General features: G+C 60.0%; 21 protein-coding genes. 11 read left to right on the top strand and 10 right to left on the bottom strand.

Features of this window, described 5'->3' with window-relative positions; genetic code table 11:
* Positions 1-24: 24 nt before the first annotated feature.
* The 5 genes from FHT86_RS33605 (at position 25) to FHT86_RS33585 (ending at position 4,669) form a co-directional block, all read left to right on the top strand.
* Complete coding sequence (locus FHT86_RS33605) at positions 25-981, top strand: N-acetylglucosamine kinase (protein WP_133711245.1); 957 nt, start codon at positions 25-27, stop codon at positions 979-981.
* Positions 978-1,844 (top strand): amino acid ABC transporter permease, encoded by an 867-nt coding sequence (locus FHT86_RS33600; RefSeq protein ID WP_133711244.1) that lies wholly within the window; start codon positions 978-980, stop codon positions 1,842-1,844. The genes FHT86_RS33605 and FHT86_RS33600 overlap by 4 nt, the downstream gene beginning before the upstream one ends.
* A complete protein-coding gene (locus FHT86_RS33595) occupies positions 1,841-2,626 on the top strand; it encodes an amino acid ABC transporter ATP-binding protein (protein ID WP_133711243.1) in 786 nt (261 codons plus the stop codon). Before FHT86_RS33600 ends, FHT86_RS33595 begins: the two co-directional genes overlap by 4 nt.
* A gap of 66 nt (positions 2,627-2,692) precedes the next feature.
* A complete protein-coding gene (locus FHT86_RS33590; protein WP_133711242.1) occupies positions 2,693-3,586 on the top strand; it encodes an ABC transporter substrate-binding protein in 894 nt (297 codons plus the stop codon).
* Positions 3,587-3,661: 75 nt separating this feature from the next.
* Positions 3,662-4,669, top strand: coding sequence for an SIS domain-containing protein (locus FHT86_RS33585; RefSeq protein WP_133711241.1), 1,008 nt, complete (start codon positions 3,662-3,664; stop codon positions 4,667-4,669).
* Positions 4,670-4,675: 6 nt separating this feature from the next.
* On the opposite strand, the gene FHT86_RS33580 is transcribed toward FHT86_RS33585, so the two are convergent.
* Entirely contained in the window at positions 4,676-5,887 is a 1,212-nt protein-coding gene (locus FHT86_RS33580; protein WP_133711240.1) for an ROK family transcriptional regulator, read from the bottom strand.
* A 195-nt stretch (positions 5,888-6,082) separates the two neighbouring features.
* A complete protein-coding gene (locus tag FHT86_RS33575) occupies positions 6,083-7,177 on the bottom strand; it encodes a lactonase family protein (RefSeq protein WP_133711239.1) in 1,095 nt (364 codons plus the stop codon).
* A gap of 179 nt (positions 7,178-7,356) precedes the next feature.
* Between FHT86_RS33575 and FHT86_RS33570 the strand changes: the two genes are divergently transcribed.
* Complete coding sequence (locus FHT86_RS33570) at positions 7,357-7,593, top strand: hypothetical protein (RefSeq protein WP_281413750.1); 237 nt, start codon at positions 7,357-7,359, stop codon at positions 7,591-7,593.
* A gap of 63 nt (positions 7,594-7,656) precedes the next feature.
* Here the strand turns inward: FHT86_RS33570 and FHT86_RS33565 are convergent, their stop codons facing one another.
* Positions 7,657-8,478 (bottom strand): SDR family oxidoreductase, encoded by an 822-nt coding sequence (locus tag FHT86_RS33565; RefSeq protein WP_133711238.1) that lies wholly within the window; start codon positions 8,476-8,478, stop codon positions 7,657-7,659.
* Between the two features lie 98 nt (positions 8,479-8,576).
* The gene (locus tag FHT86_RS33560; protein WP_133711237.1) at positions 8,577-9,770 is read right to left on the bottom strand and encodes a phytanoyl-CoA dioxygenase family protein; all 1,194 of its coding nucleotides are present in this window, start codon (positions 9,768-9,770) and stop codon (positions 8,577-8,579) included.
* A gap of 94 nt (positions 9,771-9,864) precedes the next feature.
* On the opposite strand from FHT86_RS33560, the gene FHT86_RS33555 reads away from it, so the two are divergent.
* Both FHT86_RS33555 and FHT86_RS33550 read left to right on the top strand, forming a co-directional pair.
* Entirely contained in the window at positions 9,865-10,887 is a 1,023-nt protein-coding gene (locus FHT86_RS33555; RefSeq protein WP_133711236.1) for a LacI family DNA-binding transcriptional regulator, read from the top strand.
* A gap of 383 nt (positions 10,888-11,270) precedes the next feature.
* The gene (locus FHT86_RS33550; protein ID WP_133711235.1) at positions 11,271-11,771 is read left to right on the top strand and encodes a hypothetical protein; all 501 of its coding nucleotides are present in this window, start codon (positions 11,271-11,273) and stop codon (positions 11,769-11,771) included.
* Positions 11,772-12,002: 231 nt separating this feature from the next.
* Here the strand turns inward: FHT86_RS33550 and FHT86_RS33545 are convergent, their stop codons facing one another.
* Positions 12,003-12,878: an aldo/keto reductase family oxidoreductase gene (locus FHT86_RS33545; RefSeq protein ID WP_133711234.1), complete on the bottom strand. Its 876-nt coding sequence runs from the start codon at positions 12,876-12,878 to the stop codon at positions 12,003-12,005.
* A 96-nt stretch (positions 12,879-12,974) separates the two neighbouring features.
* Between FHT86_RS33545 and FHT86_RS33540 the strand changes: the two genes are divergently transcribed.
* Positions 12,975-13,886 carry a LysR family transcriptional regulator gene (locus FHT86_RS33540; RefSeq protein WP_133711233.1) on the top strand — a complete coding sequence of 304 codons (912 nt, stop codon included), beginning with the start codon at positions 12,975-12,977 and terminating at the stop codon, positions 13,884-13,886.
* A gap of 212 nt (positions 13,887-14,098) precedes the next feature.
* Here FHT86_RS33540 and FHT86_RS33535 read toward each other — a convergent pair whose 3' ends face one another.
* Positions 14,099-14,623 (bottom strand): GNAT family N-acetyltransferase, encoded by a 525-nt coding sequence (locus tag FHT86_RS33535; RefSeq protein WP_133711232.1) that lies wholly within the window; start codon positions 14,621-14,623, stop codon positions 14,099-14,101.
* Positions 14,624-14,765: 142 nt separating this feature from the next.
* On the opposite strand from FHT86_RS33535, the gene FHT86_RS33530 reads away from it, so the two are divergent.
* Positions 14,766-15,491, top strand: a complete 726-nt coding sequence (locus FHT86_RS33530; protein WP_133711231.1) for a 3-keto-5-aminohexanoate cleavage protein — start codon at positions 14,766-14,768, stop codon at positions 15,489-15,491.
* 69 nt (positions 15,492-15,560) lie between these two features.
* On the opposite strand, the gene FHT86_RS33525 is transcribed toward FHT86_RS33530, so the two are convergent.
* Both FHT86_RS33525 and FHT86_RS33520 read right to left on the bottom strand, forming a co-directional pair.
* A complete protein-coding gene (locus FHT86_RS33525) occupies positions 15,561-16,541 on the bottom strand; it encodes a mannonate dehydratase (protein ID WP_133711230.1) in 981 nt (326 codons plus the stop codon).
* Positions 16,542-16,743: 202 nt separating this feature from the next.
* Positions 16,744-17,220 carry a cupin domain-containing protein gene (locus FHT86_RS33520; RefSeq protein ID WP_133711229.1) on the bottom strand — a complete coding sequence of 159 codons (477 nt, stop codon included), beginning with the start codon at positions 17,218-17,220 and terminating at the stop codon, positions 16,744-16,746.
* A gap of 91 nt (positions 17,221-17,311) precedes the next feature.
* Here FHT86_RS33520 and FHT86_RS33515 point away from each other — a divergent pair, with 91 nt between their 5' ends.
* Positions 17,312-17,746 (top strand): MarR family winged helix-turn-helix transcriptional regulator, encoded by a 435-nt coding sequence (locus FHT86_RS33515; protein ID WP_133711228.1) that lies wholly within the window; start codon positions 17,312-17,314, stop codon positions 17,744-17,746.
* Positions 17,747-18,062: 316 nt separating this feature from the next.
* Here FHT86_RS33515 and FHT86_RS33510 read toward each other — a convergent pair whose 3' ends face one another.
* A complete protein-coding gene (locus FHT86_RS33510) occupies positions 18,063-19,127 on the bottom strand; it encodes an ABC transporter ATP-binding protein (protein ID WP_133711227.1) in 1,065 nt (354 codons plus the stop codon).
* Between the two features lie 23 nt (positions 19,128-19,150).
* Positions 19,151-20,665 (bottom strand): DUF5060 domain-containing protein, encoded by a 1,515-nt coding sequence (locus FHT86_RS33505; protein WP_133711226.1) that lies wholly within the window; start codon positions 20,663-20,665, stop codon positions 19,151-19,153.
* Between the last annotated feature and the right edge of the window lie 31 nt (positions 20,666-20,696).

Raw genomic sequence — 20,696 nt, 5'->3', positions numbered from 1 at the left:
TTGCCTAACAAAAGCGAGGCAGGCATGATCGTTGGGATAGACATTGGCGGCACAAAAACGCATCTGATGGGTGAAGATGAGCATGGCCGCATACGGGAGCGGACGCTTGCCACCTCGGATTGGCGTGGAAGGCGGGAGGCCGAGCGCGACGCATCGATGCTTGTCTCTCTCGTCGATAGCGTCATCGGAGACAGCGCAGCGGCAGCCGTGGTCATCGGTTCGCATGGTTGCGACACCGATGAGGAGTGCTCGGCCCTGCAAGGGCGACTTGCCAGCCGACTTTCCGGCACAGTGCTGGTCCTGAACGATTCCGAATTGCTTCTACCAGCCGCCGGAAAACCAGACGGCATATCCGTCATTTCGGGGACGGGCTCTATCGCGGTGGGTCGCAATGGAAGCCGGAAGATGATCGCTGCGGGCGGCTGGGGTTGGTATCTCGGCGACGAGGGGAGCGCGAGCGGTCTCGTCCGAGAGGCGGCACGCGCGGTTCGCGCCTCTCTCGATGCTGGCGGCACGCTCGATGGTCTTGGGCGGACGCTGATGGCGGCACTCGGCATCAAGAGCCCGGTCGAGTTGGGGCGGGCGCTCAGCGACATGGGCTCGGCCGCGGGTATCGGCGATCTCGCTCCAATCGTCTTCCAGGCGGCCGACGATGGCTCCTCGCTTGCCTCTGGCGTGATCGAAAATGGCGGTGAGGCGCTCGCCCTGCTTGCTGCGCGGTTGATTGCTCGGGGGGCGACGGAAAGCGACGTTGTCACCGGTGGCGGTGTGATCACGCGGCAGGCGCGCCTCTTTGAGGCATTCAGCATAGCACTCGCAAAAAAGGCCCCGAAGCTGCGTCTCACCCTGCTGAAAGATCCCCCTGTCAAAGGGGCGATCCTCCTCGCGCGACGGCTGGCGACCGGCGAACGCCCGGCGTCACTACCGCTGCCGCACGTCGCAGGCGAGCTTGAAACCACCGATGATGGGAGAGCAGCATGACCGCGCAAAAGATCATTCCCGCTCGCAACTGGGGCCAGAGAGTGGCTGCCACGCTGCTCACCATAGTGGTTGGCCTGCTGGTCTTCATGGTCGCCACGAGCCGTCACATCAACTGGTCGGCCATACCGCAATACATCTTCGACGAAACCATTTTCGACGGCATCCGGCTGACGATCCTGTTCACTGTGCTGTCGATGATCATCAGCATCGTCGCCGGCGCAATACTCGCGACGATGCGGTTATCGTCCAATCCTGTCCTCTCCGGGTTTGCGAGCCTCTATATCTGGTTCTTCCGAGGCACGCCGCTGCTCGTCCAGATCATCTTCTGGTTCAATATCCAGCTATTCATTCCAAGCATCGACATAGGCTCGTTCCACCTAGACACCAATGCCATCGTCACAGCTTTCATCGCAGCCCTGCTGGCGCTCAGCCTCAACGAAGCTGCCTATATGGCCGAGATTATCCGTGGCGGGCTTCTGGCGGTCGACAGTGGTCAGCATGAAGCCGCCAAGGCGCTTGGCTACACCCCAACGCAGGCAATGCTTCGCATCATCTTTCCGCAGGCGTTGCGGGTCATCATCCCGCCGATCGGCAACCAGACGATATCGATGCTGAAAACAACGTCGCTCGTTTCCGTGGTCGCCGCCCAGGATCTGCTGACCCGCGCGCAGAATATCTACGCCAAGAACTTCCTGATCATCGAGCTGCTGATGGTCGCCAGCATCTGGTACCTCGTGATGACGACGATTGCTTCCTGCATCCAGTACGTCATCGAGCGACGGCTTGGCCGATCCACCAATCAGACACCGGTCGTCTGGCGCAACGCGCTACGCCTGATGCGCGCGGAAGGGAGCAACGGATGAGCGCACCCGAAAATGCATTGCCGCCGCTGATCGTAGAGGCGATCGACGTTCATAAATCCTTCGGCTCACTTGAGGTGCTGAAGGGGATCAATCTCTCGGTTCGCAAAGGTGAGGTCGTTTGCCTGCTCGGTCCGTCCGGCAGCGGAAAATCCACTTTTCTCAGATGCATCAACCACCTGGAGCGGATGACGAGCGGACGGATTCTTGTCGATGGTCAGCTGATCGGCTACCACGAGCGGGGTGGCGTGCTTCACGAGATGAGCGGAAATGAACTTGCCGCCCAGCGCCGCGACATCGGCATGGTCTTCCAGCGCTTCAATCTTTTCGCGCATCAGGACGTCCTGACCAACATTTCGCAGGCGCCCGTTCTCAACCGTGGCCGGCCGCGCGATGAGGCGCTCGCCCGCGCCAGGCAACTCCTCAAGATGGTCGATCTAGAAGGCCGGGAGGATGCCTATCCCTACCAATTGTCCGGTGGCCAGCAACAGCGCGTCGCGATCGCCCGGGCGCTTGCGATGGACCCGAAGCTGATGCTCTTCGACGAACCGACTTCGGCGCTCGATCCAGAGTTGGTCGGCGAAGTGCTCAACGTCATGCGCAAGCTCGCAGCGGAAGGCATGACCATGATCGTGGTTACGCACGAGCTTTCCTTTGCACGCGACGTCGCTGACCGCGTCGTCTTCATGGACCAGGGCATCGTCGTCGAGGAAGGATCGGCGCGCGACGTACTCGACCATCCGAAACACGAACGAACTCAAGCATTTCTCAGGCGGATGCACTGACCGGTCGGCAGGCATTGGCTCGAAAGGCCGCACGTCCTCCACGTGCATCAAGAAAAGGGGAATGACATGAAAGCGAAGTTCAATCTGACGGTCATGGTTTCGGCTGTCGCAATCCTTTCTGCCAGTGCGGCATCGGCCGCCGGCCTGGACCAGAAGCTGCACGACATGCTGCCCGAGAAGATCAAGTCGGCAGGCGAGATTAAAGTCGGCACGGAGCCGCAGACGCCGCCCTATGATTTCTATGGCGACGACAACAAGACGATCATTGGCCTGGAGCGTGAGCTGCGCGACGAAATGGGCACGCGCCTCGGCGTGAAGTTCACTGACATGCCGGCCCAGTTCGCCAGCATCATTCCGGGTATCCAGGCGGGCCGCTTCGACATGGGTATGTCCGCCTTCGGCGATTTCGCCGACCGCGAGAAGATCGTCGATGTCGTGAACTATATGCTGGAAGGCACCAGCATCATCGTTCTGGATGGCAACCCGAAGGGCGTCCACAAGCTGAAGGATGCCTGCGGTCTCAACGCCGGCGCCGTGCAGGGCTCGATCCCGCTGGAGCTTCTCGACAAGCAGAAGGGCCTTTGCCCGGCGGACAAACCGTTGAACGTCATGCAGTTCCCGTCGAACGATCAGATCAAGATCGCGCTTCAGAGCGGTCGTGTCGATCTGTCGATGGACACGACCGGCGTTGCTGCCTACAGCCTGCAGCACCAGCCGGAAGGCAACAAGAAGCTCGAGCTGGTCGGTGGCGCCCAATACGCCGTCGGTTATCAGGCGATGCTCGTCAGCAAGGAAAGCCCGCAACTGCGCGACGCGCTTGCCGCAACCATGCAGTCGATGATCGGCGACGGCACCTACGCCAAGATCTTCGAAAAATGGGGTCTCGGCGAAAACAAGCTCGACAAGGTTACGATCAACGATGCCGCGCGGTTCGCCGATTACATGAAGCTCGACGATTAAGGCGCGGGAATTGCAACGACGGCCGGAGGTTCCTCATCCGGCCTCTTTCTCTTTGGTTCAAGTACGGACGTAACGATGACAGACAGAGTGCCATACCGTGAAGCGATCACCCTGCAGCCGGCCGCGCTGGATGCGTGCCTCAAAGCCGTGTCCGGCCGCCTCGAAGCATTGGATGTCGCACCATTGAAGAGCGGGCCGGTCGTTCTCGCCGGCATCGGTGCCAGCCTCTATGCCGCCGTCGTGGCCGCCGCGCAGATGCGCAGTCAGGGCATCCGGGCCTTCGCTCTGCCGGGCACGGACCTTTATGATGCGTCTGTTGATGCCGGCAGCGCCTACATAGCCTTTTCCGCCTCCGGCCGGAGCGAGGAACCTGCGCATGCGATGGAACTGCGGCCTGCGGCCGCCACCTACGGCATCGCAAAGGCCGACGCCACGCCGCTTTCCCGTGTCGTCAAGCATATGATCGCAACCGATAGCGGAGCTGACAGCGGTCCGAACACGACGAGCTATCTGGGTTCGTTGCTGACGGCAGCCCTGCTTGCCGATAAGGTCGGCACGCCGTCCGGTGCGCATTGGCCTGAGCTTTCCGTGCGCGCGGCGGCGACGCTCGATCAGACACGCAAGCAGGCAGACAAGGCCGCAAAGCTCCTGTCCGGCAAGAAATCCATCGATTGCGTCGGCGCCGGCTGCGCCTATGGTACCGCGGGCTATGCCGCGCTGCTCATCCGCGAGGCTGCTCGCATCGCCGCGCAGGATTGGGATACCTTAAACTTTCTGCATGGACCCATGGAGCCCAACGATAAGGACAGCGGTGTCCTGTTGTTCGGCGACGGCCGTGAAGTCAAGCTGGCGAAAGATCTCGCCGCCTTCGGTATCCCGTCGGTTCTGGTGACCTCGCGCACGGATGTCGACGACGAGGCCAATCTCGTCGTCATCCATGTGCCGGGCTTCTCGAAAGGGATTGGCGACGCCATTCTGCAGGCCATCCCCGCACAGCTTCTGATCGCCACGCTTTCGGAAGACGCCGGGCTCCCGGTCTGCAATTTCCGCTACAGGCAAACCGACACCAAGCGGGATGTTTGAGCGCTGTCAGATGTTGATGAGATCGGCAGTCAACGCGCCGGGATAGAGGAAAGCGGCCTTGCTATCCTCGCCGAGTAGTCTTGCCATTGCAAAGTCGATGGCGAGGCGTACCGCGCCCAACACGGTTGCCTGGTTCGACAACTGGCTGACGACCACCTCGACGGGCCAGCATAAATCACGGATGGCCTTCTCCACACCAGGCAGCAGAATGGCATTCTGGCCCACGCCCCCGCCCAGCACGATCAGTTGCGGATCGAGGATGCTGACGCAGGCAGCGGCCAGATTTCCGATATCGCCTGCATGTTTCTCGACGATCGTGCGCGCCGTTGCCGAGCGCTCGACAAGCGCGAACAGTTCACTGGCGCTTGCCGGCGGATTTCCTTCGTGCGCCGGCCAATCCTGCGCCGCACGCTCAAGCAATGCTGCCGAGCCGAGATATGTTTCGACATGCTGCCATCTTGGCTGCTCCCGTTCGGACCAGGGAAATGGCAGATGCCCGACTTCGCCCGCCGCGCCTCTGAAGCCACGGAAGAGTTTGCCTTCAAGTACGATGCCAACACCCACTTTAACGCCGATCTGCATATAGATGGCGAAGGAGTGCTGTTTTGCAGCCCCCTCGTGATATTCCGCGAGGGCAGCACAGTTGACGTTGTTCTCGAGCAGGACGGGAACGCCATAGTTATCCTTCAGCCGCTCAAGGACAGCTATGAACGTGTCCCGACCGGGAAGCCGCTCGATCGAAGGCGAAATTATATTCGGCAAGGCAATTGCGATCGCTCGCAGGGGCGTTGCCTTTCCCGCACAATCCGGAAGGAGCTCGGCGATCACGGTTTCGATGGTCCGGAAACGGTCTTTTCCGGATCTGTCATCCAGGGGATGGGCGACTTCCGCGAGTTTTGAACCGTCCAGCCCACGGGCGATCGCATGCACTTGTGTGGTGCCGCAATCGATGCCGATCACATAGCCGGCATTGGGGCCAAGGCCATAGGAAACCGAGGTTCGGCCCACCTGTCCGCGGTTCACGCCCGTCGGCGCCAGCAACCCGTAGCGCTCGAGTTCGGTGACGGCGGCCGACATCGTGGGTTTGGAAAAGCGCAGCAGGGCGCTGAGCTGGGGACGGGTGGCCGGGCCGTTCACCGCTATGGTCTTCAGGACGGCGCGTGCGCTATCCGTCAGGGCCGGGGAACTCGGTTCGGCAGTGGACCAGACAGGATTCAAGAAAACTCTCGAGGCTCGGATTCTATTCGTTAGGCTGCCTTACCATTGGCCGTACGAAAACTCAAACCGCGACCAAATTAGACTTGGCATCGACCTGCCGCTCAAGAGGCACTGGCGGCGGGCGTGGGGTTTGCGGCCCCGTCATGAATACTTCTCGTTCGCTCGCGCTGCCGAAGGAAGCACGGCCAATCTGCCTCAGCGGATGATGCGCACGCACATTGGCGTGCCGACCTCAATTGCATGACCGGTATCTGTAAGCGCGCCGGTCACGATATCACGCTCAAAGATCGAAATGCGGTCGGAATTCTGGTTCGCGCAGAACAGATGTCGGCCGGACGGCGTCAGTGCGAGATTGCGCGGTGTGACGCCACCACAGGGGAAAAAGTTCACGAGCGAAAGCTTGCCATTTTCTGGATCGACTCCAAAAACGACGATGCTGTCATGGCCGCGATTGGATCCGTAAACGAAGCGCCCATCAGGCGAGATCTGGATATCCGCGCAATGGTTCTGCGACCGAGCTTCCGCGGGAACGGCCGGCTGAACATCGCACGGCGTAAGCGCGCCGTCCGCGGTGTTGATGGCATAACTTGCAACGGTCGAATCGAGCTCGTTCATCACGAACAGCAACCGTCCGTTCGGGTGCAGGGCGACGTGGCGCGGGCCGCTGCCCGGCGTCGTTTTCGTCTCTGTCAGCGGCTCCAGCGCGCCCTCGCCCATCTGCCGGTAGGAGGCGAGGCTGTCGGTTCCGAGGTCGGCGACGATGACGATATTGTCGGCGACTTCGGTGACGCTATGGGCGTGGCTGCGCTCCTGGCGATCCGTGTTTGGCCCGGTGCCAGTTCTAGCGGCGCTCGCGAGCGGTGGTGTCAGTCCGCCATCATCGCGAAGCCCGTAGACCACAACCGCCTGGTCTGGGCCGACCGAGCCCATGCCATAGTTGACGAGGAGCAGCCTGCGATTGTCCCTTGTCACAGCGTTGTGGGCGGTGATGCTGCCGAGTGTCGGCTGCGTATTGATATAGGTGAGCGTGCCGGCGTCGCGGTCGAAGCGGAACGCCGTGACCAGGCCTTCTTTCCAGCCGAAGACTTCGGAATTCGCATAGATGTAGTTTCCACCCGCCGCTACGGATAGGAACGTCGGATTTTCAATCTCGGGCGCATTCGCGAGCTTCTCGACCACAAGAGTCTCCTCGTCGAAACGATAGGCTGATAAGCCTTCGCCCCGGGCACCCTGAAAATAAGGTGCTTCGCGATTGAGCGTTCCGACAAACACCAGAAATTGGGTATCCACTGCATCCTCCTCATGACGACCGACATCTCTGCGCGCAATCACTCCAGCAGCGCCCAAACCGATGTCCGAGCGATATACTGCCGGCCTGAGAGCGAAGCCAAGGGTCTTTCATCCTACTTGCCAAAATATTCCATATGTGAAGAGAGTATTCACCTAAGAAGATATGTCTGCCGAGGAGGATGGCACCTATCTGTTCCCAGACGATTGCTGCAGTCGTCGTCGGCGGTGCGGCGCTGGTTGGCGGCCGCGGCAGCTATCTCGGCACAATTGCTGGCGTGCTGGTGCTGACCGAGATCAACACGCTGCTCATCGGGCTCGACTTGCAGCCCGCTGCCGTTCAAGCCGCACTGGGCTTCATCATTGTGGTTTTGGTCTCACTCTATGGACGCGAACGTCATATCCGCACGACGATCTGACGCGCGTGACATTCAAAACGCATCGGCGCGCATTCTCGCGCACCGATGCGTTTTCGCAACTTTTCAGAGCGCCGCTATGGGATGCGGCGATCCGTCGTAAGCGCCCCAGACCGACTGGTCGAAACAAATGACCGAGCCGGTCATGAGACCGGATTCGGCCGACGACAGGTAGGCGCAGGCGCGGGCCACCTCTTGCGGGTCGACCAGACGGCCGAAAGGCTGGCTCGCTGCGGCCTTTTCCAGCCAGTCGGCCGGCGCATCGTGATATTCCCTCTGGATCCGGTCTTCGCCTTCGGAGGCCATCCAGCCGATGTTGAGGCCGTTGACGCGGATACGGTTGCGCAGCAACGCGTAGGCGGTGTTTTTCGTCAGTGTTTCCAGCGCGCCCTTGGAGGCGCAATAGGCAGCGATGAAAGGTTGGCCGGCCTTGGCCGACATCGAGCCGATGTTGACGATGGTGCCTTCGATCTTCTCGCGCCGCATGATCTTGACGGTTTCCTGCATTAGGAAGAACGGCGCCCGGACATTGACGGCGAACATGGCGTCGAAAAGCTCGGGGCTGGTGTCCAGAATGGTGCCGCGATCGGTGATGGCAGCGGCATTCACCAGCGCATCGACGCGACCGAAGGTCTCGTCGCAGACATGCACGACATTGCGCGCATCCTCCACCTTGCCGAGATCGGCTTTGACGTAGACGACCTCGGTGCCTGTGGCGGCCGAGATTTCCTCCGCCTTGGCCTTGCCCTTCGCCTCGTTGCGACCGCAGATGACGATGCCCTTGGCGCCGCGATCGGCAAAGAGGCGGGCGATGGTGGCGCCGAGCCCCTGTGTACCGCCGGTGACGATCGCGATCTTGCCGTCGAGACGGCTGTGGTCTGTGCTCATGTGGTTTCCTCCCGGAAATGGTCTTATGTGATGTGCGGAAAGCCCCTCGCGATGCGAGAGGCTCTGGTCTGGTAGATGAATGGTGCTCCTGGCGGCCGTCAGGTCAGTTTCTTCTCTGCCTGCTCTGCGAGGGCCTTGGTGAAAGCTTCGTCGCTCCAGCCTCCTTCCAGTGCCTCATGCATCAAATGAGCCTGCGTCTTCGGGGCAAGGCCGCCGATGGGCGGGTCGCGGTCGAGGTTGGTGGGGAAGGAATAGCCTTCGGCGCAGGCGGCGATTGCGTTCGACACTTCCGTCTCGGAGAGCCTGCGTGCGGATCTCAACGCCTTCAGCGCCGGAAACAGATTGGCGCTAATGCGCTCGCGATTGACCGTTTCCATGGCGCGGCCGAAGGCAGAGGAAACCTGCAACAGGTTTGCCACGCGCTTGATATCGGCCGAGCGGTTGTTGCCGGCCGCATGGAAAAGGGCAGGGTTGAAGAAGACGACATCGCCTTTTTCGAGCGGAAGCTGAACATGGTTGCGATCAAAGTAATCGCGGAATTCCTGGCGCTTCAGTGCGAGATAGCCTGGCACGTAAGTCTGGCTGTGCGGCAGGAAAAGGGTCGGGCCGCTTTCGAGCGGCATGTCGCAATGGGCAACCGCGCCCTGCAAGGTCAGAACCGGCGAAAGCCTATGCACATGGGCCGGAAACTGCTCGATTACCTTCGACGACTGGAAACCGAGATGATAGTCGCGGTGGGCGGATTGTGCTGCACCGCCGGGATTGACGCGGTTCACCTGCGCCGTCATCTGGTAGTTCGGTCCGAGCCAAGCTTCGCTGGCAATCGCGACAATGCCATTGCCGTAATATTCCGCGAAGTTTGCGGGATCGGCGAGGCAATGTTTTTCCAGCGAATTCCAGATGCGGTCATTGGCGCCCGGCTTGGCGAAGTGGTCTCCGCCGCCGGTGGCCGTGCGGTGCTGCTCGTTTATGATGTCGTCGAAAATCGCGCTGGCGCGGTCGATGACAGAGAGATCCTCGTAGGCATGTTTGAAGACGACGACGCCTGGGCCTTCCCCGAAGGCTTCACAGATTTCAGCGAGCACGGCGCGGCGACCTTGAGGATCGACAATATCAGCCAGAACCTTGCGGCTGTCGTAGACCAGGACATTTTTCTCGATGTGATCGGCAGTCGGATAGTCGGAAAGCGAGGTGGTCTTCTCGGCCAGCGCCCGGAAATCGCCGAGGTCGCAGGTATCCTCGGTCAACCAGACACGGTCAGCCCGCAATTTTTGAAGATTGTCTGATTTCATCAGGTGCTCCTCCATCTCTGATGAAGGCACTATACGGCAGATGTTGTCCTGCTATAGATCACAAATCCATCAAAAAACCATCAGAACGAACCGCATGTCACATCCATTTCTCGTCAAGGACATCGCCTTTCAAGCGGGGCTCAGCACGGCCACCGTCGACCGGGTGCTGAACGGACGGGCGGGCGTGCGGCGGCAGACCGAGATGCGGGTGAAGGCGGCGATCGCCGAGCTGGAAAAACAGCAGGCCAGTATCGCGGTGAGCGGCCGTACGCTTGCAATCGATATCGTCATGGAAACACCGGAGCGATTTTCCGATGCCGTGCGTGCCGCCTTCGAAGCAGAAGTAGCGACCTTCCTGCCGACGGTCTTTCGCTGCCGTTTTCATTTTGCCGAAGTCATGAAGCCCGTTGAATTGGTGCAGCTGCTCGATCGTATCCGGCTGCGAGGCACGCATGGGATTGTGCTGAAGGCTCCTGATATTCCCGAGATCGTGGCTGCGGTTGAGCGCGCGACCAAAGCCGGCATCACTGTCGTAACCTTGGTGACGGACCTTCCGAATTCTTCCCGAGCAGGTTACGCAGGCGCCGACAACCGCGCCGCCGGCGAGACAGCGGCCTATCTTGTCGGGAATTGCTTTGACGGTGCCTCGGCCAGGGTCCTCGTGACCCTGTCGAGCGGCCGCTTCCGCGGCGAGGAGGAACGGGAGATCGGTTTTCGCCGCGTCCTTCGCGAGCGCTATCCGCAGATCGGCGTGACCGAGATCAGCGAGGGCCATGGCGCCGACGCCGCCACGGGGATCCTTGCCACTCGCGCCATAGCGGCGGATGCGGCGATCAACGCGGTCTATTCCATTGGCGGCGGAAACAGAGCCGTGCTCGCTGCCTTCGAGGAGGCCGGTAGGCAGATCCGCATTTTTGTCGCGCATGATCTCGATGCCGACAATCGTGCACTGCTCGCCGCGAATAAGATCGATTTTGTGCTGCATCACGACCTGCGAACAGACGCGCGTTCGGCATTTCGAGTAATTATGAGCGGTCTGGTGAAAGGACGCGTCGCGCCGGCCGTGCTGTCCGCAGTGGAAATTATCACGCCGTATAATATGCCAGCGGGAAACTGACTCGTCGGCTCTTTCGTCACTTGCCGCGGCCCTTCCACTTCGTCGATGTGACAGAGGAGGTCGGCCGGATCTTCATTGACACGGATCGCCCAACGGCCGCTCCAGGCCACTTTGGAACCGTCCTCCTCCTTCACTAATCCGAAGACGCCAAAAGCCCATTGAATCCGAAACAGATCGCTTCGTACACGCCACAAAGACATAGTCGGCGGGCGCGATGAACGTCCAAAGGGATGGCAGCAATCTGCTTGTCAGCATGGCCTGGGATCGGTTCGAGAGAGCCGCAACAACAAACAAGGGGTTGTACTGGCCTAAATATGTTAAAGTTTTGGTGCGTGACATATCGTCGCGCCATTTTCACTCAAAGCAGAGCACAGGAGAAGATCATGCAACTATTCGTTCAGACTATCCTAGCAGCTGCAATCCTCACTGTTCCATGTGAAGCCGCGGAAATGTTCAAGAAATATGGCTCAGCGGCTGGTTGGGACGTATTTGTCAATGAGAAGATGGGTCCGGGTTGCCTTATTGCAAAGGAGAACTCCGCCGCGGGTACACAGGCGGAGATCGGCATCGATGCGACTGCCGACCTGCGCGGCTATCTGGCGCTCTACTCCAAGAAACCCAAGAACGTTACCGCAGGTGAAAAGCTCTCGGTCGTATTCGACATCGATGGCGAGAAGTTTACGGGTGTAGCTACGGGACAGGAGATGGAGGGGTTCGACGGCGCAGTCGTTCCCTTCAATAATCTCGATTTCATCTATGGTCTTGCCAAGAAGAAAGCGCTGACGATCACCGCGAAAGGACGCGACCCGATAGTACTGAACCTCACTGGTACCGATGCTGCGTTCAAGGCATTGCGTGAGTGTCAGGCCGCTCAGAAGAAGTAATCGGCTGCATGCCCACCGCGTTTCCACGCAGTGGCAATCGGAAATCTTTCCGAACAAAAAGGAGGCGAAAGGGGCTGGTCAATGCCTCCCGCCTCCGTCCACTGCATCAAAATTTTAATGGCTCGACCATCCGGTCAATTACCGACCATTTTCCCTTAATTCGGCGCCTCCGCTACGCCGCAAGCAAGGACTTGGCGTAGCAATCGGATCTCCCGCAACTTTTTGATATCGCTAGGAGGCGATACTCGCCATGTGATCCAGCTCTTTAACAACGTCATCCGGCAGCACCAGCCCGGCGGCGGCGAGGTTCTCCCGCAAGTGACCGACAGACGAGGTGCCAGGGATCAACAGGATGTTCGGCGCGCGATGCAGCAGCCAGGCGAGCGCCACCTGCATGGGCGTGGCACCGAGGCGCGTGGCGACATCAGACAGGGTGGATGACTGCAGCGGGGTGAATCCGCCGAGCGGAAAGAATGGCACATAGGCGATGCCCTCGCGGGCGAGATCGTCGATCAGGGCATCGTCGGCTCTATAGGCCACATTGTATTGGTTTTGCACGCAGACGATCTCGGTGATCCCGCGGCCTTCGGCGATCTGCTTGGGTGTGACGTTGCTCAGTCCGACGTGACGCACGAGGCCCTGCCGCTGGAGATCGGCCAAGACTGTCAGCGGCGCTTCGATCGACCCTTCGGCAGGGCCATGCACGTCGAACATGATCCGAAGATTGACCACATCCAGCACATCCAAGCCCATATTGCGGAGATTGTCGTGCACTGCCGCTGTCAGCTCTTCGCGCGAGAAGGCCGGGTTCCATGAGCCATCAGTGCCGCGCCGCGCGCCGATCTTGGTGACGATGACCAGATCGTCACGATAAGGGTGGAGCGCTTCACGGATGATCTGGTTGGTAACGTGCGGACCATAGAAGTCGCTGGTGTCGATGTGGTTTACGCCACTCGCGACTGCCTCCCGCAGCACAGCCAACGCCGCGCCATGATCCTTGGGCGGACCAAACACGCCGGGTCCCGCGAGCTGCATGGCGCCGTAGCCGAGCCGCTTCACGCTACGGTCGCCGAGGTTGAACGTGCCGGACTGATCGATAATGGACATGATCTAACTCCCTTCAAGAGATGACACGAAGATAGGCGTTGCCGGTGTGTATGAAAATTGGATACAACCGGTACAGGCTGTGCGGAGTAGCGAACAATGAAAGTCGACCTGGGTGATCTCAACGCCTTCGTGGCGGTGGCGCGTGCAGGCGGCTTTCGCGAGGGCGCCCGAGCAAGTGGCAGCAGTGCCTCCTTCCTCAGCGAAGCGGTCCGCCGTCTCGAAACGCAGCTCGGCGTCAGATTGTTCAACCGCACGACGCGCAGTGTCGTCCCGACCGAAGCGGGCAAGGGCTTGCTGGAGCGGCTCGGCCCGGCACTGACCGAGGTGGAGTCTGCCCTCGACGTGGTCAACGGTTTTCGCGACAGCCCGGCAGGTACGTTGCGCCTTAATGTGCCGGTCAGCGCCGCGCGGCTGGTGCTGCCCAGCATCGTTCCGCCATTCCTCGCTGCCTATCCCGACATCCGGCTGGAGGTGATCACCGAGGAGAGCTTTGTCGACGTGCTCGCTGCCGGCTGCGATGCAGGCATCCGCTATGACGAGCGGCTGGAGCAGGATATGATCGCGGTGCCGATCGGGCCGCGCATCCAGCGCTTTGCCACCGCAGCCTCCCCGGCCTACCTCGATCGCCATGGCCGGCCGCAACACCCGAGCGAGCTGCTCTGCCATGCCTGTCTGTTAGGCCGCTTTTCCAGTGGTACGATGACGACACCGTGGGAGTTTGAGCGCGATGGCGAGGTGTTGCGGGTCGATCCCACCGGGCCACTGATCGTGCGGGTGGGCGGAGCGACTGATCTTGCTGTCGACGCAGCGATCGCCGGTACCGGGATCGTCTGCCTCTTTGAGGACTGGCTGCGCCCGCATCTGGACAGCGGCGCCCTCGAGCCCATCCTCGAACCATGGTGGCAGCCCTTCTCAGGGCCGTTTCTCTACTACCCCGGACGGCGCCTCGTGCCTGCGCCGCTGAGGGCATTCATCGACTTCGTCAAGGCATCGGCGCACCGGGCTTGATTGTCTGTCGGCGAGCGGTATGCCTTATCATATCGACGGTGGAATTCCGGTTGACGGAATCGGTTACGGCACGTTCGATCTGATCCGGAAGCTGCAATGATCGTCCCCGGCTGAAGTCATAGGTTTGTCTGCGGAACCAATTGGACTGTCTTTCGATGCGAATGTACGGAATTCGATAGCGAATGCCACCAGCAACAATCGCAGCGAACAGGCTACACGATGAAGCTGTGGCGTTCGATCGGCCGCTTCATGAAGACCTCGGTGTGCTTGATCGCCTCCGGAATGTCTCGGAACGGTGGGCAGGGTGTGAAGCCGAAAGCTTCGTACAGCGACACCGCGCTCTTCATATAAACCGTCGTATGAAGCAGCAGCATCGATCTCGGCCCCTTGCTGGCTTCGGCCAAGATCGCCTGCAGGAGTGCCTTTCCGATTCCGCGCCCTCGAAAGGCTGAGTCTACATAAAATTTGTGGATTTCAGCCGCGCCCTCGTCGAACGGTGCAAGGGCAATGCACCCTGCTGGTTCGCCATGCCATCGAGCCAACAGGAGCGGAGCGTCCGCCTGACTGTACTTTGCTGCCAACGCCTCGTTGTCCTCACTATGGAAAAATGTCGCTACCACCTCCGACGGGATGTCATAGGCGCGGCATGCCTCTGCATCCCAGGCGCCGAACGACCTGCACAATTCGCCACTAATGGTGAAATCCTCGGCAGTACATGCCCTCGAAATCGACAGCATTCGCATGTCTCCTGAGCCAAGCCGACATTTATACGCACTTGCTAATATCCTGAACAGGTGTCCATGTCTCTATTGCTGGTGGCATTTGCTACAGAAGACCGCGAATGTAAGGTGGTCGTCTTTCAATTGGGCCGGAAACTATATGATCGTTCAAGCCTGTCTTAACGGCGCACGCCCCCGCGATTTCCATCCACGACTTCCGCTGACGGCGGAAACGATGGCGTTGGATGGCGCGGCCTGTGTCGATTGCGGAGCAGCCGAACTGCACCTTCACCCCCGCGGGCAGGATGGGCGGGAAAGCCTGTCGGCCGTCGATGCAACCATTCTTGCCGTTCGCCGCGCCTGCCCTGGCACGCTCGTTGGCGTATCGACAGGAGCTTGGATCGAGAGCGACGAGGAGCGGACTTGCCATTCCATCGCCAACTGGAGCGAATTGCCAGATTATGCCTCGGTGAATCTGTCGGAAGCGGACGCCCCGGAAATCATTACCCTGCTTCATCGGCGTGGGATCGGTGTCGAGGCTGGGCTTGCCTCCGTGGCCGATGCGGAGCGCTTTATAAAACTGCCAGACCATGGCCGGGTTTTCCGTATCCTGATTGAGATCGAGGAGCAGAACCTCGGCGTCGCCCGTCAGATCGCGGACGATATTGCCGCGGTACTCAACCGCGCGAATGTGCGGCGCCCCATCCTCCTGCATGGTTTTGATGCTACGGTCTGGCCTCTTGCGGAGCTCGCACGTCAGCGGCGATGGTCGACACGAGTTGGCTTGGAGGACGGCAAGCATCTTCCGGATGGAACAGTAGCATCCGACAACGCCGCTATGGTGGCTGCCGCTGTTGCTATATTCCGCACGCCGAAAGTCTATTGAACATCTTTCCAGCGACCATCCGCGCCATCGCTTGGGACTTTTTATCGTCGCCGGCAAGGCTGGTGGCCGCTACCGCTTATCGCTCTCCAGCACCTGCAACATGGCGGTAATGTAGCCATAGGTGAAAGCGAAGGCGGTGTTTTCAGGGTCGCGGCCGGAAACGCGCGGCACATGATCCGGCATGATCATGTATTGGTAGCCGACATCGGCGTAGGTTTTCAGCGAACGCCACATATCCATGTCGCCTTCTTCCGGAAAGGTCTCCATGAAGGAGAGCTTGTGGCCGCGGATATTGCGAAAGTGGACGTTGAAGAGTTTGCCCCTTTCTCCAAACCAGCGGATGACGTCGAAAATTTCCTCGGCCGGATTGTCGAGCATCTCGCCGACCGTGCCCTGGCAGAAGTTCAGTCCGTGATAGGGGCTCTCATGCATCTGAACGAACTTCTTCAGGCCGTCGACGCTGCCGAGAACGCGCGTGACCCCGCGATAACCAGGCGGCGTGTAGGGATCGTGCGGATGGCAGGCAAGCCGCACTTTGCAGGACTCAGCGACCGGAACGACGCGTGACAGGAAATAATCGATACGCTCCCAATTCTCCTCCTCGCTGAGGATGCCGGCAATCGAAGGAGGCGCATCGTGATCGGCCCTTTCCCAGCGAAATGCCTCGTTTCTCGATCCGCCGCGGCCGATTTCCAACGCGGTGCGCGGGATGCCGATAATATTGAGATTGTATTTGACGGAGGGAATGCCAGCGGCAGCGGCGTTCTCGATCAGACGGCAGATAGAGTCGATCTGGTGATCGCGGCTCGGTCCGGCTGTCAGGATGTCCGGGCTATATTGCTGCTCGATCACACGCGAGCTCAGCGGAAGCTGGATCATATCAAGAATGAGGCCGAAACTCTCGATATGTTCGCGGTGGGCCTTGAGAATATCCAGCGTCCAATCATGCGGATTGCCGGCGGGATCGGCGTTGACGTGCTTGATCCCCAACTGTGCCATGACGCGATAATCATCGTCGTCCCGAGCCTGGAACTGGGTGCCGATATACATATGAAATCCTCCCCTCGAATCTCTCGAATGTTAAGCACCGAGCAGGCGGATTCCTCCCCGCAAAACGCATTCGCGGCAATCCGCCGCGGCTGCAGCAGGCGAATGATTCAAGCCGCATCGGATGCGATGCCTCCGGTTCCGATCTTGACCAAAGCGGACGCTCGCGCGTGCGCCCGGACTGCCGGATATCGCCCACCAGCCTCTATGTCGGGGGCACCGCTGGCGTAAGACCGTGACGGCGCATGATTTCCGCCATCTTGGCCCGGTCCGGCGGACCACCGGCCGCCGCGTTGAGCACCGCGAAAGCCTCGCGGAAATACTCCGGCCCGATCGCTGCCGGCGTGACCACGCAGAGCGCCTTCACGTCCTGGCTGCCGTTGTTGTCGAACCGATGAACGGCGCCGCGCGGAATGCATAGTGTCTGCCCCGGTCCGACGTCGATCTGCTTTTCGTCGACCGTCCAGGTCAGCACCCCCTCGAGGCCGTAGATCGTTTCCTCGTAGTGGTTGTGGCTGTGCGCCGGCGCCGGCAGTCGCAGCGCGGCCTGGACCATAAGCTCGAAGGCCGCAATGCTGCCGTTCGAGTTGTCCGCGGTCAGCAGAAAGCGAACCGCGAGCCCCTTGGTACCAATTGTTTCGTCGGAAGGATTGACGCGAGGGTCGATAGTTCCATGTGGCATTATGGAATTTCCTTTGGTAAACTAAGTTTACTACTTACGAGTAAACTTAATTTACCGAACCGTCAATGCCACCAACCACGAAAGTTTGCCCATGAAAACCGAGGACATGTTGATCGGCGCGCTGCTGCGCGTGCCGGCCCAGGCGATCCAGCGCCGCCTGATCAAGGGGCTCAACGCCGCCGGTTTTGACGAGCTGCGTCTGCCGCATATGGCGGTTCTGCAGTTTCCAGGGCCGGACGGGGCTCGGCCGGGCACGATCGCCGAGCGCGCCGGCATGAGCAAACAAGCCATCAACCAGTTGCTCCGCAGCCTCGAGGGTTTCGGCTACATTGTCCGCTCCGATGTTCCGGATGAAGGCAGAGCGCGCATTGTCCGGTTCACGGAACGCGGACACGCCGCATTCGGGAAGATGGTCGACCTATTGCGCGACATCGAGGATGAATGGCGCGCCGAGCTCGGGTCGGAGCGCTTCGCCCAACTCAAGGAACTGCTGTTCGCCGTCTGGGACAGTCCGTTGGTGCGCTAGGCAGAGTCATTTGGGAGACCGGCCACAAAAGTCCGTCTATGTCCCCACGCCTCTATAGCGAAATGTCCGCTCGTCCGACGTTTAGAGGGACTAAGCGGAATCACTCGTAGATTGCCGAACTGTCGCGATTTTTGAGCACACACACTAGACAGGCGCGTCCGCATCTTTGCCTATGCACACCCGTACGGCATCCATCGGTGCCAGACTTGTACCGATGTTAAGGGCGCCGGGACTTATTTCGTGACATGTGCATTTCATCAATGCATCCGACAGCGAACCGATGCGGATGTTTTTGTTGTCAGTGCCCAAATGTCATTTACAAGCGTTGCTGGGTAGCCTTGTCGAAGAAGTGAACATTCGGCGATTTAAGCGAGAGCTTCACCGTTTGGTTCGGCGTCAACTCGGCGCGTTCTCTCATCACCCACGTCAGTTCTCGGCCCTCCAGCTCCAGTGCTACGTGGGTTTCGGATCCGGTGGGCTCGACCACGGTGACGATTGCAGGCACTCCGTCGTCGGTCGCAAAGGATATGTCTTCGGGGCGAATGCCGATGATGACGTCCCTATCGTCCGACTGAGCCGGGGCCGTCAGGAGTTCGATTGAAGTGCCGCTCGGCAGACGGAGCCTCGGATTCGAGCCGCCTGTGAGCCTGCCTTCCAGGAAATTCATCGCGGGCGATCCGAGGAAGCCCGCGACAAAGACGTTTCTTGGCCGATCGTAAAGCTCGAGCGGCGTTCCGATCTGCTCGACTTTCCCGCCCTGCAACACGACGATCTTGTCGGCCATTGTCATCGCTTCGATCTGGTCGTGCGTGACATAGACGATCGTCGTCTTCAGCCGCTGATGCAGCGCCTTGATCTCGGCCCGCATCTTGACGCGCAATTTGGCGTCGAGGTTGGACAGCGGTTCGTCGAAGAGGAAGACCTTCGGATCGCGCACGATGGCGCGTCCCATGGCGACGCGTTGGCGCTGGCCGCCGGAAAGCTGCGCAGGCTTGCGGCCGAGCAATGGCTGAAGTCCGAGGATCTGCGCCGCCTCACCGACTTTTCGGTCGATCTCGGGACGCTTCGCGCCGGCAAGCTCCAGCGCAAAGCCCATGTTCTGAGCAACCGTCATTTGCGGATAGAGCGCGTAGTTCTGGAAGACCATCGCAATGTCACGATCCTTCGGCGGCAGGTTGTTGACCACGCGCCCGCCGATCGAGATTTCGCCGCCGGTGATTTCTTCCAATCCTGCGATCATCCGGAGAAGGGTCGACTTGCCGCAGCCGGATGGCCCAACGAGAATGACGAATTCGCCGTCCGATATATCAACGTCGACGCCATGGATGATATCCACCGCTCCGTAGGATTTCCTGACGTTCTTGATGGTCAATCCGGACATGAAATTCCTCCTGTGAGCGCCGATCAGTTCTTCTTGCGGATGCGAAGGGCCTGGTATGGTTTACCCGGCAGTTCGACGCCAAAGGCCGCATCCGCCTTGCCGCCGCGCACGATTGCGCCGTGCCGGGTGGGGTGCGGGATCGGGGCTTCCACTTTCTTTGCGGGGGTGATCGTCATCTCCCAAGTGTCGATGATGTCGAGATCATAGTCCGTGCCGTCCTTGGGCAGGCCGGTCGACCAAATGACGGGCTGATGTTCGCCAAGATAGATATAGCGGAGATCGCCATCGTGAGCGCCGGAAACGCGCGTCCAAGGCCATTCGCCGAAAGATGCCATCGGCTCAAGGCCGTTGACGACATCCTGCTCCAGCAGGTCGCGCAGGAAGCCGATACGCTTCCATGCTTCGCCGCGCAGTTCTCCGCCTTTCGCCCACCAGATGAGGTCGTCGGGGTGCGAATATGTTTCGCCGTGACCCGCGTAACCGCCACGCGTCACCGTGATCCAGAAGCGATGGACCAGCTCCTGCGCCGTCAGGTTACCCCAGGACTGGATGATGTTACCTTCATATTCCGGCTCATCGTTGACGACCGGCTTGCCATAGGCGTCCCGCCATTCCTGCGTTCGCTTGACGTCCCAGTTCTGAATGCAGGTATGCGTCACCCAAGGCTTGCGATGGTCGAAGTTCATCGTCGCTTCGCCGTTATGGATCGATTTGAGGTGGCCATAGGGATCGTTCTCCTCGAGAATGTGGAAATAGCGATCCCACTGGGTCATCGGCTTGGTGTCGAGGAGGAAGTCATATTCGTTGGCCAGCGCCCACCAGACATTCCGGTAGGCGGCGAGCCGCGCCGCAAGATAGGCGACATAGCGGAAATCCTGTTCGGCCGACATGTCGGCATATCCCCAGCGATCGTAGGGATGGAACATGATGATGTCGGCCTCGATGCCGAGCTCGCAAAGTGCGGCAACCTGGTTTTCGAAATGCCGGAACAGGACCGGGTTCGGCCGATCGAAATCCTCTTTGCCGTCTGCACCCTTCTCGAAGCAAGCGTAAAGAGGTTCGTTGACGTTATAAGGATAGTCCTTGGGAAACACGCCCATGCGGATCTTGTTGAAGCGCGCTTTCTTCAGCGTCTCGAGCGTCTGCGACTGCATCTCGATCGGCTGGTGCGTCCAGGCGTAGCAGGTCGTTCCGAATGAGAGGAACGGCTTACCATCAGCATAGGCAAAATGAAACTTGTTGCGCACCCGCACCGGACCGTGATTGCCTTCCGAGGGTTTGCTGGCGGTCAGCGAGCCGGTCTTGCCGTCGAGCTCCGGGGTTTTTGAACGCGTCCTGAAGGACCATTCGCCCTCATTGTCAGGCATGAAGCGCACGCGATAGACGCCGTCGCCGTCGTAGAAACCGGGCACACGGATTTCGCGGCTGTTCTGGCTGAACACGGCATCGAATGCCACGTCGAGATAGGGATTGCCGCCTGAAGGGCCATCAAAAGCCGCCTCGAAGACGCCCCATTTTTCGACGGTTGCACTGGACATGATATTCTCCTCGAAAGACTTGCCGATTAGG

Source organism: Rhizobium sp. BK313 (assembly GCF_014193655.1).
Taxonomy (GTDB): Bacteria; Pseudomonadota; Alphaproteobacteria; order Rhizobiales; family Rhizobiaceae; genus Rhizobium.
This window is presented reverse-complemented; position numbering and strand designations above follow the sequence as displayed.